Source organism: Parageobacillus sp. NEAU-HV-2 (assembly GCF_059115485.1).
This window is the reverse complement of sequence record NZ_JBXUJJ010000001.1, coordinates 102,215-116,793: the sequence shown is the minus strand read 5'-3', so window position 1 is coordinate 116,793 and position 14,579 is coordinate 102,215. Positions and strand designations below refer to the sequence as shown.

The window sequence follows — 14,579 nt, the reverse complement described above, 5'->3', positions numbered from 1 at the left end:
TCTCCTCATCTCTCCTTTTCTAGGCTCCTCTTCCTCGTGCTCCTTGCACGTATGGCGAGAATTTTTCTATCATTATATCACTTTGCAGTATAAAAGTGAAGTAAAAATTTTCAGTCAAAACGACGACGGAAATCATTCATAAATGCCGCCAATGCCTCGCACGCTTCCAACGGAACAGCGTTGTAAATCGAAGCGCGGCAGCCGCCGACCGAGCGGTGTCCCGCTAGTCCAACAAAACCTTTTTCGTTCGCTTCCGCTAAAAACTTCTTCGTCAATTCTTCATTCGGCAATGTAAACGTCACATTCATGAGCGAGCGGCTTTCCTTCTCGGCATGCGGCGCGTAAAAACCATTGCTGGCATCAATCGCCTCATATACAATGGCCGCTTTTTCTTGATTGCGCGCTTCGATCGCTTTCACACCGCCCTCTTCTTCCACCCATTCGAGCACGAGCGAAAGCATGTAAATCGCAAACGTCGGCGGTGTATTATACAATGAATTGCTTTTGCTGTACGTGCGGTAATCGAGCATCGTCGGCAAGTTGTCTGGAATGCGTTCTAATAAGTCATTGCGAATAATGACGACCGTCACGCCGGACGGGCCGAGATTTTTTTGCGCTCCAGCATAAATTAAAGCAAACTGCCCGACGTTGATCTCCCGGCTTAAAATATCACTCGACATATCGGCGACAAGGTCGACCGGCATATTTGGAAATTCATTCCATTGAGTGCCAAAAATTGTATTGTTCGAGGTAATATGTAAATACGCCGCGTTTTCGGAAAGTTGAATGTCTTCAAACTTCGGAATATGCGTGTAATTCGCTTCTTTGCTCGAGGCGGCGATATGCGTTGCTCCGACTTTTTTCGCTTCTTTGAGCGCCTTTTCCGACCATGATCCCGTCAATACGTAATTGCCGATTTTCCCTTCAGATAGGAAATTCATCGGCACCATCGAAAACTGCAGGCTCGCTCCTCCTTGCAAAAACAAAACGTCATGAGTATCAGGAATGTTCATCAGCCGTTTCAGCCGCTCTTTGGCGCTATTGTGCACCGCATCGTATTCTTTGCTGCGGTGGCTCAGCTCCATCACGGACATCCCTGTGTTTTGAAAATTAAGCAGTTCTGCTTGCGCCCGCTCTAATACCGGAAGCGGCAGCGCGGAAGGCCCGGCGTTGAAATTATAGGCTCTCTTCATGTCTTATCCCCCGCTTTATTTCTTTAGTGTGTAATAGTTATTATTATCCTAACATGAAATTGAAAAAAATAAAGGGAATTTTTAAAAAAAATAAAGTCCTTGTTTGCTACAAGGACTTCGCCTGCTGGCGCCGCTCCCGCTCCTTGCGGATGCGCTCCATATAAATTTCTCCCTCTTTTTCGATAAAGGCTTGTTCGATTTCGCGCTCTTGCGCCGCCGTTCTTACTGTCATATAGCCGCTAAAAATAATGCCGGCGACGACTAAATAAATCCACCATGGCATGCTAAGCATCCGTATCCCCCTTCTAGCTTGTCTTACTAAACTATACGCAAGGAAAAGGTGGGATATGCATAAAGAAAGAGACGGGTTTTGCCGCCTCTTTCCTTTTTGGGACAACGCAGGTTATTCGTCTTTTTTCTTTTTCGTTCTTTTCCTTGCTCGCTGCAATTCTTTTTTTAGTTGCTTTAATTCCTCTTTTTTTCGCTCATGTTCCGCGTCTTTCATGATCTCAATAATGGGTTCAATCATAAGCAATCCCTCCTTTTTTAGGGACTTACTTATGTTATACCCCTTTTTCTTGATTTGAAACAGAAGAAAAAATCGGTTTGTAAAAAGACCGATTCTCCAGTGCATAAATTCGTTCCGTAAATTCGCCCGGCTTTACTTTTTCCAGCGCCCGGTCGATCATGTTCATTTTCGCATCCAAATTGTCAATGTAATGCAAAATCTCCGCTTCCTTTACCATTGGCGGCTTCGGGCTGCCCCATTCCGCCTTGCCGTGATGGGAAAGCACCATATGCTGCAACACGATGACTTCCTCGCCGCTGATGCCAAGATGTTCGGCCGCTTTGCTGATTTCGCTCACCATAATCGAAATATGGCCAAGCAAATTACCTTCCAACGTATACGACGCCGATACCGGTCCGGACAGCTCGATCACTTTGCCGAGGTCGTGCAAAATCACGCCAGCATATAATAAGTCTTTATTCAATGATGGATATAAATTCCCAAGCGCTTTTGCCAATTCGAGCATCGAAACAACGTGGTACGCCAATCCGGAAATAAACTCATGATGATTTTTTGTCGCCGCCGGATACTCGAAAAATTTTTGTTCGTGTTTCTTTAATAAATAGCGCGTAATCCGCTGGATATTTGGATTTTGCATCGCAAATATATATTCTGTAATTTTTTCCATCATGTCTTCCCGTTTCATTGGGGCCGTTTCGAGAAAATCGGAAACGCGGACGGCATCTCCTTCATGGACGGGGCGAATTGAGCGGATTTTTAGCTGCAATTTGCCGCGGTAATTATGAATGTCGCCAAACACTTTAACAATGCTCTCGGGCACATAAACATTTTCGTCTTCCGGCGACGCATCCCATAGCTTCGCTTCAATATCCCCTGTTTTATCTTGCAAAATCAGCGTTAAAAATGGCTTCCCGTTACTGGCGATTCCTTTTGTCACCGATTTAATAAGCAAATACACATCGACTTGCTCGCCAACCTCATAATGAACGATTCCCTTGGCCAACCTATTCTCCTCCGTTTCCTTGTTCACGTATAGTTAGTATACCACAATTGCGCAGACGCCAAAAATAAGACCTTGCTTCCCGCAAGGCCTTACTTTTTCGTCAATTGCACCGCTTTTTTCATATCTTTCAGTGAACCAGCTTTTCCGTACATGAGTACCCCGCCGCGATATACTTTCGAGCCGAAAAAGGCAAGCAAGCCGATCGTCGCAACGAGCAGAACGAGGCTGAGCGCCACTTCCCAAAATGGAACAGGAAGCAATCCGACCCGCAAAAACATAATCATCGGCGTGAAAAACGGAATAAATGATGTCACCATAATAAAGGACGATTCTGGAGCGTTTAAGCCAAACATCGCAATCATAAACGCGGCAATGACAACAATCATCACCGGCGTAATCATTTGCTGCACGTCTTCCACGCGGCTGACGAGCGAACCGAGCACGGCAAATAATGTCGCATATAAGAAATATCCTAAAAGGAAGAAAATAATTGCATACACAAATGTCGAGACAGGAAGATGATCAAAACCGAGAAATTTCCACAATTCTTGTCCGCTGCTTTTTAGCGCCACGAAACCGACCGTAAATAAAATCACAAATTGCGTTAAGCTAAGGAGCGCGACTCCAATGATTTTCCCAAATAATTGCTGTATCGGTGAGACACTGGAAACTAAAATTTCCATGACACGCGACGATTTTTCTGTCGCCACTTCTGTGGAAATCATGCCGCCGTACATGAGAACAAACATGTACATCGCAAACAGCAGCGCGTAAACGAGAACGCGCGCCTGATTCAGCTCTTCTTCCGTTTTCGCGTTTTTTTCCAACGCCACTTTTTCAAACGGTACCGGTTCATATAATTGCGCGATTTGCTCTTGCTTCAGACCGATTTTTGCCGTCGCGATCGCCGTTTTTAGCTGCTGGAGCACTTGCTCGAGCTTGCTTGGCGTATCGCTGTCGGCAATCGTGTTCGCGTAATACGCCGCTTTCGGCAGCTGCTTATCGTCAGCCGAAAGGATCAGGAGCGCATCCCATTTGCCATTGCGGACGTCCGCCTTTGCCTTTTCTTCCGAATCGGTCACCTTCTTTAACTTGAGATCATCGTGTTTTCCTTGTTTTAGCTGTGCCTTAAGCGGTTCGTAAAACGCTCCCGTGGTATCGATGACCGCCACCGTTGTTTTTTCATCCTTCGTAAAAAATTCAATAATATGCTGGATGTTCGCCATCGCAAAGACAAAGAGACTCGTAATGATCGTTGTGATGATAAACGATTTCGCTTTCAGCTTGGTCACATATGTATGCCCAAGCACAATCCAAAACTTATTCATACGCCGCACCTACTTTTTCAATGAAAATATCGTTTAACGAAGGCTCTTCTAGCGCAAACTTGCGAATAAATCCTTTGTTGGCAATATAGGAAAGAATTTTTTGCGACACGTCTTCGTTTTCGATTTGCAAATGAACGCCTTCCGCTGTCCGCTTCATTTTGATGACCCCTGGAAACTCCGCCAGTTCGTCAAGCGGCATATCGGCGTGAATAATAATGTTCTTTTTACCAAAGGACCGTTTCACTTCTTTCAATGCCCCGTATACGACCGGCCGCCCGCGATGCATAATGCAAAGATGCTCGCACAACTCTTCGACATGTTCCATACGGTGGCTCGAAAAGACAATCGTCGTGCCGCTGTTCTTTAAGTCAACAACCGCTTCTTTTAACAGCTCGACATTGACCGGATCGAGTCCGCTGAATGGCTCGTCTAAGATTAATAGCTTCGGCTTATGCAACACAGCGGCGATAAATTGAATTTTTTGCTGATTCCCTTTCGAAAGTTCTTCTACTCGCTTGTCCGCATACTCTGGTACGTTAAACCGCTCAAGCCATGCTTCCATTTCTTTTATAATCGCTGCCTTATCCATGCCGCGCAGCCTGCCTAAATAAATAAGCTGCTCCTTTACTTTGAGCTTCGGATATAGTCCGCGCTCTTCCGGCAAATAGCCGATGAGATGGCTTTTCGAGTAGTCGATTTTTTCTCCATTCCACGTAATCGTTCCTTCCGTCGGTTTCAGCAGGCCTAAAATCATGCGAAACGTCGTCGTTTTCCCCGCCCCGTTCGCGCCAAGAAATCCGAACAAGTTTCCTTCTGGAATGGTTAACGTGACATCGTTGACCGCGGTCACTGTGCCAAACCGCTTTGTCACACGATCTAACTGTAACGACATTCTCACTCCCCCAATTTTAGATAAAATTTCCACTGATATCATACACGTTTATCATAGCGAAAAGTTTCATCATTTAGAAGGAATTTTTTTAAAAATAGAAAAATAATAATATGAACCACCATTGAACAAAGGAGGGGCGATGGTAGAATCCTATAAGCAATCAAAAAGCGGAACGAAACAGCGACAATATCTAAGTATGATGTTAAAAAAGATAGAGAACTTCAAAGAGGAACATGAATGGTCATTATGGAATATCTTGCACAAATTCTGCTGGCTTAACCAGTACCAAATTCAACTAAGGAGGTGTAGACTTGGTTACTAAAATCGTTGTCGTGTACTGACCGATGGAAGGAATGGTGCACGACAGGTGCCGTCGCTGACAGCGATCCACGGGGTGTCTTTCACAGCAGGTGAATGACAAGGGAATTCCCTTCCTGATGGAACTCGGTGAAAATCCGAGCGGCAAGCAGTTTGGCTGGTTCCATCGCGATGAGTCGATTTTTATAGATTTTAGTAACCAGGAGCTCCCATGCCAACGTATATATTAACGGCTTTCGACAAAAGCGGGGAAAAACTGCTGGACGAAACGTTCGAAGCCGCGAACGATGACGAAGCGAAAAAAATCGGTGAACAAAAATTGCGCGAACATAACTGCCACGATAAAACGCACCGCTGTGTAACATCAAGCGGAAAACTGATTTTATTCCACCGCTGACAATGAATAAAGCCCGGTTGCCAAAAGCAATCGGGTTTTGAACAGAAAGGGGCGAAAATAGTGAAAGATATGCATGAAACACAATCAACGGAACCTCTTCACCATGATGACGACAATGTCTTTGCACCTATCGAAGACTTGCAAAGGATCACAGGAGGTGTATGGAACCGAAAGAACTTTCGGCTCGATTCACAGCCTAAAGGAATTAGATGGGTTGGGTATGTTATGATTGGCTTTGTTCTTATGACGATGGCTATTGTTATCCTAAGTTTCTTTAACAAATGACCTCTCGTCTTCGTTTACGTCTATAAAATCGCTTTTTTTACAATAAACCAACAAAAACAGGCCCCAGACATTTGTCTGAAGCCCATCCGTTCCGCTTATCCAAACAACTCTTCCAGCATTTTCAGTTTTTCTTCTGTATAGTGGACAAAATGCTCGTTGTACACTTTCGGTTCTTTCGGATTGGCAAAGCGCGTGATTTTCCGCGTTTTCGGATCGACAAATTTGCTCGACGCGCCGCAGCCAAGCCCGATGATGGATTGCTGTTCTTCCATAATCATAATGTTGTAGATGCTTTCTTGGCCCGGGAGCGCATAGCCGACGTTTTCAAGGTTGCCGAGAATGTTTTTTTGCCGGTACAAATAATATGGAACATAGCCGTGCCGCTTCGTCCAATCTTGGGCGGCTTTCATCATCTCGCTGATTTCGTCGCGGTCGGCGACTTTGTATTTCGCTTTGTTTTTCGTCATTTCCGATGCCCGTTTAAAGGAAAGGGTGTGCACCGTTAATGATTCGGGCATGAGTTTTTCCGTTTGTGACAATGTATAGGAAAATTCTTTTATCCCTTCTCCCGGAAGGCCGATGATTAAATCCATGTTAATGTTGTTCATCCCCATCTCGCGGGCGAGATGAAATTTTTCGATCGTTTCGTCGACCGTATGGTGGCGGCCGATCGCTTTTAACGTTTCTTGAATGTACGACTGCGGGTTAATGCTGATGCGGTCAATGTTCCATTTTTTCAGGACGTTCAGCTTCTCCGGCGTAATTGTGTCAGGACGCCCCGCTTCGACCGTGATTTCACGGACGCGCTCAACATTCGGGAACGATTCATACATTTCCGCATACAGCCGGTCCATTTCGTCGGCGGTGATGCTCGTTGGCGTGCCGCCGCCGTAGTAAATCGTCGTAATGTTAATGCCGCGCTCTTTTAAAAAGCGGCCGATTGCGCGCATTTCGTAATGCAGCCCGGCTAAAAAGGCATCGACGGAACCTTGGCGCCCATTAATGGCATAGGCCGGAAACGTGCAATAGGCGCATTTCGTCGGGCAAAACGGAATGCCGATATAAATGCTTACTTCATGGGCGAGATCGTATAAATCTGGCACGACCGTAAGCTGGCGGTCGACGATGTCCTGCATAAGGGCAATTTTTTCATCGGTGACTAAATAATCTTCACGAAGCTGGCGGTGTGCTTCCTCTTGCGAAAACCCGGAGCGCAATTTTTGATGCAACAGCTTGACCGGACGCACACCCGTTAAAATGCCCCATTGCTGAATGAGGCCAGTGTATTGCTGGAATAACGCTAAATACACGTGGAATACCGCATTTTTCAGTTGTTTCCAACGGTCTTTTTCCTCTTGGTAAATGGATACGTCTTTTTCATGAGCCGCTTGATAAATGTTCCCCGTCGACCGTTCCGTTAAAATTCCGTGCACATGAACGTGCTCGTCACCGCTTACCGAAAGCGTGACCGTTATATCCGCGTCAGGAAGCGGCGCAAATGTCAGTTCATATTCTTCATAAAACAACCCTGTAATGACTTCCAGCGGTCGTTGAAATCGCTCGATATCGTGTAATCCTTGAATTTCAATGCGCAATAACATCACCTTTCCCTGTCAAGCTTACTTAAGTGTACAGAAAGTACTTTTTGCTCGTCAAGTAAAAAAAGCGCAAAAAGCTGGGATCCATCCCAGCTTTTCCATTTATCGTTTCATTTTCAGCTTTCGCAAAAAATCCGGACGATGCTGTTTGCGAAAATGTTCTTTGATCATGTAGGCGACGCCAAGCTGTTCGTTCGAGCGCGTCACCCAGTCAGCGACTTTTTTCACTTCTGCTGGCGCGTTGCCCATTGCGACGCCTAAACCAGCCGCTTCGATCGCCGGCATGTCATCGATGCCATCACCAATGACAACCATTTCTTTTAAAGAAATACCTAAATGATTGCCCAGCCGGCGCAATCCCGCGAGTTTAGACACTCCTTGCGGGACAATTTCCATTTTCCCGTTTGGTTGCATAATCATGTCAATAGTTGGAAACGCTTTGGCCAGCACGGCGACGGCCTCGTCCCGCTCCTCGTCGCTGGCAAAATACACATCGATTTTCGGAACCGCCAGCGGTTCATCCATGAGCACATCGCCAAGCGAATCGACAAACTGTGTCGGATAAAAAAATGGATCTCCAGATGATAATACCGTTTTGACAACTAAATTTTTTTTCACTTTTTTCCGATTGCCAAGCGAATACCGCTCATGCATCAAACGAATATTGCAGTTAAAGTTTTCTAGCACCTGCACGATATTAAACGTCCGTTCTTCGGGAATGAGCGCTTCAAACAGTTTTTCGTTCAACGATTTGCCGATGATGGCGCCTTGGAACGTAATGAGTTGGCTCTCTAATTTTAACGCTTTTGCGACTTTCCGCGCTGCGAACAAATTGCGGCTTGTCAAAAGCGTGACATACACTCCTTTTTTCTTGACGTATTCAACCGCTTCCTTTGTTTCGCGCTGCAGCCGGCCGTTGTTTTTTAAAATCGTTCCGTCAATATTAAGAGCAAGCAATTTGTAAGCCACTGCTGTCTCCCCCTTTTGTGAAAAAAGTCGATCTTGCCCGCTTTTCTTGTTGCGTTCGGCGCTAATCTCGGCGCCCTCCGCTTTTCTCCCTTGTCTAGCTTCAGTCCCGCTGCGGCGGCAACACATTGAGTTAACTTCTCTGAGTAACCCACGCAAGACCAAACTTTGTTTGGTCTGAGCCTCCTCGCGGGCCCTCCAGCGCGTTTCGCCGATGAGCAGGCGCCCTCCGCTTTTCTTCCTATCACTTCATAGCTATGATAAAACGGACAAAAAAAGAACACTCAATATGAGTGTTCATCATTATTCCGTTTCCATGAAGGAACGGTACAGCTCCTCGAGGGGTTTCATCGCGATTTGTTGGATGTCAGCCAAGACCATGCTCATCCGCTGTTCGAGCGCCATCAGCTGCGCGAGTTTTTCGTTTTGCTGGGCGAGAATCATCGCTTTTTGCGCGTGTTCGACTTCTTCCGGCAAAATTTCCGCCCCGGTCATCTGTTTTTCATGCAGCCGCATTTGCACATCGCGGAAATTGGTAAATAGGCGGTACGCCGTTTCATCGTGGCGCACCGCTTCGTACGCCTGTTTTAACTGCTGAAAATCGCTGCTTGCGCGGATTGCTCTCTCAAGCTGCTCGGCAAGGGCATATAGTTGATTGTGATTGGACATAAAAAAAGCCTCCTATAAAAAAGTAACGTATCCCTATCATAACGTATGCGCCAAGAAAAAGCGATATGCCTAGCAAAAAACAAAGGGAAATCTTACATATGCCTCCTAGCAGCGCATCCAAATAAGTCTCCATGTTTCTCTCCTTTCCCATCTATAAGATAATCACCAAAATGAGGCGATCATCATACGATACGATATAAACGTTTGCCTAATCTTTCATTATAGGGTTCGCACAACGAAGGCATAAATGAGGGAGAACGATGAATCAGCTGCCAACGGTCGCCGTGTTGACAGAAATTTTCTATAAAGATTCGTGCATTCATTTCGGATCGATTCACGATTTTTGCGAGGAATTAGCAAACTATAGCATGCAGCACCAGCTTATTTTCTATGTCACTTCTTTGTCGATGTATTTAGAGAACGAAAAGAACGGCTACCGCTGGATTGATGGGGAATGGAAAAAAACAGAAGTACCTCCTGCGAACGTGATCTATAACCGCCTCCACTCACGGAAGGCCGAACATTCCTATTTATTTGAGCAGCTGATCGAAAAACTGAAAGACGAGAACGTTCTTATGTTTAACCATCGCTTTTTGCATAAATGGGAAGTGCATCAATATTTAGCAAACCATTCGTACTTGCATCCTTATTTGCCAAAAACGGAATTATTCAGGAATAAACAAACGCTTGATAGCTTTGTTGAACGATTTCCCGTCGTATTTATTAAACCGATTCACGGCAGTCAAGGACGGCATATTTTTCGCATTGAAAACAAGGAAACCGGCTTCCTTCTTGACTACTCGACGTCAATGAAAGATGCGACGCAGCAATATGCTTCCACTTCCGAGCTGTTTACCGCCTTAAAAGAACGGCTAAAGTCGGCGGCGATCATTCAGCAAGGAATCGATATGCAAACGATCGACGGGCGGCCGATCGATTTCCGCCTCTTGTGCCACCGCGTCCATGACAGCGAATGGCGCGTGACATCGGCCATCGCACGCATGGCGAATCAAGAACAGTTTGTCGCCAATCTTGCCCGCGGCGGAGAAATCGTCCCGATCGACAACGTGCTGCAACAATGGTATGAACGAAGGAAAGCATTTCAGCAAAAAATGCTGTTAAAAGATATCGCCATCGAAGTATCAACCGTTTTAGCCAGTGAAGCGGAAGGATTGTATGGGGAATTTGGCATTGATCTAGCGATAGACCGGGAACATAAACCATGGATTATTGAAGTGAACACGAAGCCATCGAAACAGACCGACATGTCGATATCGAAACGCTTTATTCGCCCATCGGCGAAAGCCATTATCGACTATTGTCTGTCACTGATCGACGAAAAGGAGTGAATCGCCTTGATTTCTCTTGGATTTATTACAATTGAGGAACAACAGGAAATGGAATACTGTACGGAAATCGCGAAACGAGCCGGCCGTTACGGCATTGCCGTCTACCGTTTTACTCCGCTTGATATCGACCCGCTAACAGAAAAAGTGCATGGCCACGCTTTTAATGACAAAACAAAGTCGTGGGTTCAAAGCACGTTTGATATTCCATCGTTTTTATACGACCGCTGTTTTTACCGTTCCGATATCCGTTCGAAAAAATGCAAGCCAATCATGCAATGGCTGAAACGCCGGCCGGACCTTGTCTTTTTAGGATACGGATTCCCAGGCAAATGGGACGTATATGAGAAAATGATCGAGCATCCGCTGCTGTCCCCGTACGTGCCGAAAACGGCCCGTTTGCAGTCGGATGCCGACATTTTACGCATGATCCGCCGCGAGCAAGCAGTCATTTGCAAACCGGAGCACGGGGCGGGCGGCCGCGGCATTTATGTCATCCAAAAAGCAGAAAGAAAGCTTCATATTTGCGATGCATCCGGGCAGACCACCGCTTTGGTCGAACAAAAAAGCGAACTCGAGCAATGGACCGATACATTACTGCAGCACCATTCCTACTTGATCCAGCCGTTTTTGCCGTTGCAGACAAAAGCAAACGAACCATTTGACGTCCGCTTCCTGTTCCAAAAAGATGGAACCGGCAAATGGATAGAGCGGTGCCGAGCCGTGCGGGTCGGGCGCCCGGGGACGTTTATCGCCAACATCCGCGCCGGTGCCGACATTTGTGATTTTTCCGAATGGATCCGTTCCTTTCCTTCTTCACAGCGTATTTTGATTATCGATGGCATCGAAACCATTATTCGCGCCCTCCCAGCCTACGTGGATGAACAATTCGGCCCTCTCTTCGAATTAGGGATTGATATTGGTATTACGAAAGAAGGCGGTGTATGGATCATCGATGTCAATTCCAAGCCAGGCAGAAAGATTGTGGCCGCGCTTCATCCTGACAAAAAGGATGACGTATACGAGGCACCGCTGCAATATTGTTTGTTTCTCGCCAACGAGGTGAATATCTCATGACCTATTCATTAATGATTCAGGAAAAAGAAGAAAATACGATCTATCTTCCATCCGCTGTTTCTCTCTCTGGTCAGACGATGGCAGCGTTTGGAAGTATCTCTACCCCTTGCCGTTTTGTTTCCTCTCCACTTTTAGACAAACACATTATCGTGACAAGCGACGTAGCAAAACGCTTGTACATTCCGTTTGCCGCGGATGTCCATCTCGTTCTCGATGACGATACCGTTCATCTCGGTCCGCTCGTTGGCATTTTTACTGCTGGGTTTACGAAATCGCCTCTTCGTCCTGTCGGGAAGCGGAGCTTCTTCTTTGCGAAATTGCTCTCCCAGGAGAAGAAAGTCGGCGGGTTTGCTTTTCTGTTTGGCGCCCATCATATTCACTGGGAAACAGGAACGGTAACCGGCTATTTTTATACAGAAAGCGGCTGGATGCAGCGGGAAGTGCCCCTGCCAACCGTTATTTACAACCGCCTGCCAAACCGCCGCATTGAAAACAGCGAAACATTCCAAACGATTAAAGAAACGCTAAAAAACCAATATGGCATTCCTTGGTTTAATGAAAACTTTTTTAATAAATGGGAAGTATACTGCCTGCTAAAGGAGCATCCGCTCTCCCGGCCCTATCTTCCCGATACTTTGCTTCATCCTACCGCGGAAGATGTTCAACGTTTTTTAGACCATTATGGCGAAGCATATTTAAAACCAGCCAATGGCAGCCTTGGTTTTGGCATTTACCATCTTGTAAAGAAAAACGGCCGATACGAATGCCGATTTCGCGACGAACATGGATACAACCGGATGCGCACTTTTCCGACGTTGTCTTCGCTATGGCAACACTTATTTTCGCATAAAAAATTGGATCATTATATTATCCAGCAAGGGATTCGGCTCATTGAAGTCAACGGCAGAAAGGTCGATTTCCGCATTCATACGAATAAAAATGAGCAAGGCGTTTGGCAAGTAAGTGCGATCGCAGCAAAAATCGCCGGAAAGCGAAGCGTAACAACTCATATGAATAACGGCGGCATCGTTAAAACAATGGAAGAAATTTTTCCTGACTCCTCCGTCCGCCAGCGCATTCTCGAACAGCTTCATGACGCTGCTCTCACGTTAAGCCGTGGCTTGGAAGAGAAGATGGACGTCACGATCGGTGAAATTGGCTTTGACATCGGCCTTGACCAAAAGCAGCATATTTGGATGTTTGAAGCCAATTCCAAACCGGGAAGATCGATTTTTAACCATCCAAAGCTAAAGCAGGATGATGAGCGGACGGCAATGCTTTCCCTTGCTTATGCTGTCTATTTAAGCAAAAAAATCATTGCCGAGCCAGAGGCGTTATTGCAATGACCGTCATTTATTACAATCAAGACAGAGGCACATGGTTTCATCAAGACAATGGCCGCGCCTACACGTTTGGATGCAATGGGTTACTGCCGTTTTCTAACGATACGCCATCGTTCTCCTTTTCGGTAAAAGAGAAAAACGGAAAAATTGGGCCGCTCGTCGGCATCCTAGTTAGTGAATCATCCATTCCGGCCCTGCTCAACAGGAAAAAACGCTATATCGAACTTATCACCCATTGCCTGCAAGAAGCCGGGGGGATCGGCGCCGTTTGTCCGGTCAGAGCGATCGGTGAACATACCGTTCGCGGATATGTATTCGTTCCAGCGTTGGATCGATGGGTGCCCGTTACCATCCCGCTTCCTGATGTTTTTTATAACCGTATTAAAAGCCGGCGCGAAGAAAAATCAGCTGTATACCAACAGACCGTTACTCTTTTTGAAAACCTCCGCATCCCCTTTTTTAACCGTTCTTTTTTTACAAAATGGGAAGTATATGAGACACTCGCGAAAAATGAACGATTGCAGGCCCATTTGCCACATACGGTGCTAGTGCAGCATATCGATGACATACGAAACATGCTGCAAACGTACGGAAGCGTTTATATGAAGCCAAACGACGGGGCGAAAGGAAAAGGGATTTTCCGACTCACCGTTTCTCTGTTAACGAACACAATCCTTTATGAGCACATCAACGGCCAAAAAACGCTCTCCTCCCTTGACGAACTGGAGCCGCTTTTGGCGGCGACACGCTACATTGCCCAGCAGTCGATCGATACAGACACATGGAACGGGCAACGCTATGATTTACGCGTTCTCGTTCATTATAAACATGGAAGCTATACCATCAGCGGCATCGGCGTCCGGTTGGCACAAACGCAGCAGCTGACAACCCACGTCTTAAACGGCGGAACCATTTTACCGTATTCCGAGGTAAGGCATCGCGTCGACGAAAAAACGCTCCACGGCCTCCTTGACGCCTGCGGAAAAGAAATAAGCGGCCATTTCGGCTTTGTCGGCGAGTTTTCTGCCGATATCGGCGTCGGCAAAGACGGCACATTGTACGTATATGAGCTCAACGCCAAGCCGATGATCTTTGACGAACCAGATATTCAGCAGAACGGTGCGAAACAACTTATCTCTCTATTTGCGGAACTAGCTGGGTTTGCGCCATCATAAAAAATAAGCGGCTGTATTGCATCGCTTGCTGCAGAACGTGATCAGTCGCCTTTTGTGCAGCGCCTGACAAACCTTCTCTTGCTTTGCGGCATAACATTGCTTTTTTCCATTCGTGCAAGCAGAGCCTGTGCAGCAGTTCAGAAGAAAAAGCATGGACCGCCTCTTCCCTGTCGCTTTCTTCATATGTCCCGGCAAGCAAGTAATGAATGTATTGCCAAAGTTGACATTGCCGCTTGGCATCTTCTAAATATCGGATGAATTGCTGCCGCCACATTTCCTCCTCCACTGTTTCCATGAGCCGCTCCGCCAGCTGGGTGGATGTGGCGGTAACGTGCAACAGTTGTTTCACCATGCGTATCATCGCCTTCCCCTCCTTGCTTGTCCTACCTTTTGCCATATATATGACGAGTGTGGATATTCTATGCTTTTTTCACACAAACTAAAAAACAAGGAGGGAACA

15 protein-coding genes are annotated in these 14,579 nt (G+C 46.3%); 5 read left to right on the top strand and 10 right to left on the bottom strand.

The genetic code is table 11. The features are described 5' to 3' along the window. Positions 1–110: 110 nt before the first annotated feature. From serC to AC1WMD_RS00690, 6 genes are all read right to left on the bottom strand, one after another. Positions 111–1,193, bottom strand: coding sequence for a 3-phosphoserine/phosphohydroxythreonine transaminase (gene serC, locus AC1WMD_RS00715; protein WP_043903699.1), 1,083 nt, complete (start codon positions 1,191–1,193; stop codon positions 111–113). 106 nt (positions 1,194–1,299) lie between these two features. Further along, positions 1,300–1,485, bottom strand: a complete 186-nt coding sequence (locus AC1WMD_RS00710; protein WP_043903698.1) for a sporulation YhaL family protein — start codon at positions 1,483–1,485, stop codon at positions 1,300–1,302. Positions 1,486–1,596: 111 nt separating this feature from the next. Beyond that, the gene (locus AC1WMD_RS00705) at positions 1,597–1,722 is read right to left on the bottom strand and encodes a phosphohydrolase (protein ID WP_088124103.1); all 126 of its coding nucleotides are present in this window, start codon (positions 1,720–1,722) and stop codon (positions 1,597–1,599) included. Positions 1,723–1,756: 34 nt separating this feature from the next. After that, a complete protein-coding gene (gene yhaM / locus AC1WMD_RS00700) occupies positions 1,757–2,725 on the bottom strand; it encodes a 3'-5' exoribonuclease YhaM (RefSeq protein ID WP_043903697.1) in 969 nt (322 codons plus the stop codon). Positions 2,726–2,814: 89 nt separating this feature from the next. Next, positions 2,815–4,053, bottom strand: a complete 1,239-nt coding sequence (locus AC1WMD_RS00695) for an ABC transporter permease (RefSeq protein WP_043903696.1) — start codon at positions 4,051–4,053, stop codon at positions 2,815–2,817. After that, positions 4,046–4,945 carry an ABC transporter ATP-binding protein gene (locus tag AC1WMD_RS00690; protein ID WP_043903695.1) on the bottom strand — a complete coding sequence of 300 codons (900 nt, stop codon included), beginning with the start codon at positions 4,943–4,945 and terminating at the stop codon, positions 4,046–4,048. The genes AC1WMD_RS00695 and AC1WMD_RS00690 overlap by 8 nt, the downstream gene beginning before the upstream one ends. A 529-nt stretch (positions 4,946–5,474) precedes the next feature. On the opposite strand from AC1WMD_RS00690, the gene AC1WMD_RS00685 reads away from it, so the two are divergent. Next, positions 5,475–5,660, top strand: a complete 186-nt coding sequence (locus AC1WMD_RS00685; RefSeq protein WP_017436761.1) for a YhzD family protein — start codon at positions 5,475–5,477, stop codon at positions 5,658–5,660. A 380-nt stretch (positions 5,661–6,040) separates the two neighbouring features. Here AC1WMD_RS00685 and AC1WMD_RS00680 read toward each other — a convergent pair whose 3' ends face one another. The 3 genes from AC1WMD_RS00680 to AC1WMD_RS00670 all read right to left on the bottom strand — a co-directional run bounded on the left by AC1WMD_RS00680 (position 6,041) and on the right by AC1WMD_RS00670 (position 9,178). Further along, on the bottom strand, positions 6,041–7,546 hold the full coding sequence (locus AC1WMD_RS00680) for a coproporphyrinogen III oxidase (RefSeq protein WP_494255751.1): 1,506 nt from the start codon (positions 7,544–7,546) through the stop codon (positions 6,041–6,043). Between the two features lie 99 nt (positions 7,547–7,645). Further along, positions 7,646–8,512: a Cof-type HAD-IIB family hydrolase gene (locus AC1WMD_RS00675; protein ID WP_494255750.1), complete on the bottom strand. Its 867-nt coding sequence runs from the start codon at positions 8,510–8,512 to the stop codon at positions 7,646–7,648. 300 nt (positions 8,513–8,812) lie between these two features. Further along, on the bottom strand, positions 8,813–9,178 hold the full coding sequence (locus AC1WMD_RS00670) for a YlbF/YmcA family competence regulator (protein WP_043903691.1): 366 nt from the start codon (positions 9,176–9,178) through the stop codon (positions 8,813–8,815). A 260-nt stretch (positions 9,179–9,438) separates the two neighbouring features. On the opposite strand from AC1WMD_RS00670, the gene AC1WMD_RS00665 reads away from it, so the two are divergent. Genes AC1WMD_RS00665 through AC1WMD_RS00650 form a run of 4 tightly spaced genes read left to right on the top strand, consistent with a single transcriptional unit; the run spans position 9,439 to position 14,119 of the window. Continuing rightward, complete coding sequence (locus AC1WMD_RS00665) at positions 9,439–10,527, top strand: YheC/YheD family endospore coat-associated protein (protein WP_043903690.1); 1,089 nt, start codon at positions 9,439–9,441, stop codon at positions 10,525–10,527. A gap of 6 nt (positions 10,528–10,533) precedes the next feature. Next, on the top strand, positions 10,534–11,601 hold the full coding sequence (locus tag AC1WMD_RS00660) for a YheC/YheD family endospore coat-associated protein (protein ID WP_494255749.1): 1,068 nt from the start codon (positions 10,534–10,536) through the stop codon (positions 11,599–11,601). Further along, positions 11,598–12,947, top strand: coding sequence for a spore coat-associated protein YheD (gene yheD / locus AC1WMD_RS00655; protein ID WP_494255748.1), 1,350 nt, complete (start codon positions 11,598–11,600; stop codon positions 12,945–12,947). Before AC1WMD_RS00660 ends, yheD begins: the two co-directional genes overlap by 4 nt. Beyond that, positions 12,944–14,119: a YheC/YheD family endospore coat-associated protein gene (locus tag AC1WMD_RS00650; RefSeq protein ID WP_494255747.1), complete on the top strand. Its 1,176-nt coding sequence runs from the start codon at positions 12,944–12,946 to the stop codon at positions 14,117–14,119. The genes yheD and AC1WMD_RS00650 overlap by 4 nt, the downstream gene beginning before the upstream one ends. Here the strand turns inward: AC1WMD_RS00650 and AC1WMD_RS00645 are convergent. Next, positions 14,076–14,480: a hypothetical protein gene (locus tag AC1WMD_RS00645; protein ID WP_043903686.1), complete on the bottom strand. Its 405-nt coding sequence runs from the start codon at positions 14,478–14,480 to the stop codon at positions 14,076–14,078. The two genes, AC1WMD_RS00650 and AC1WMD_RS00645, sit on opposite strands and share 44 nt — an antisense overlap. Between the last annotated feature and the right edge of the window lie 99 nt (positions 14,481–14,579).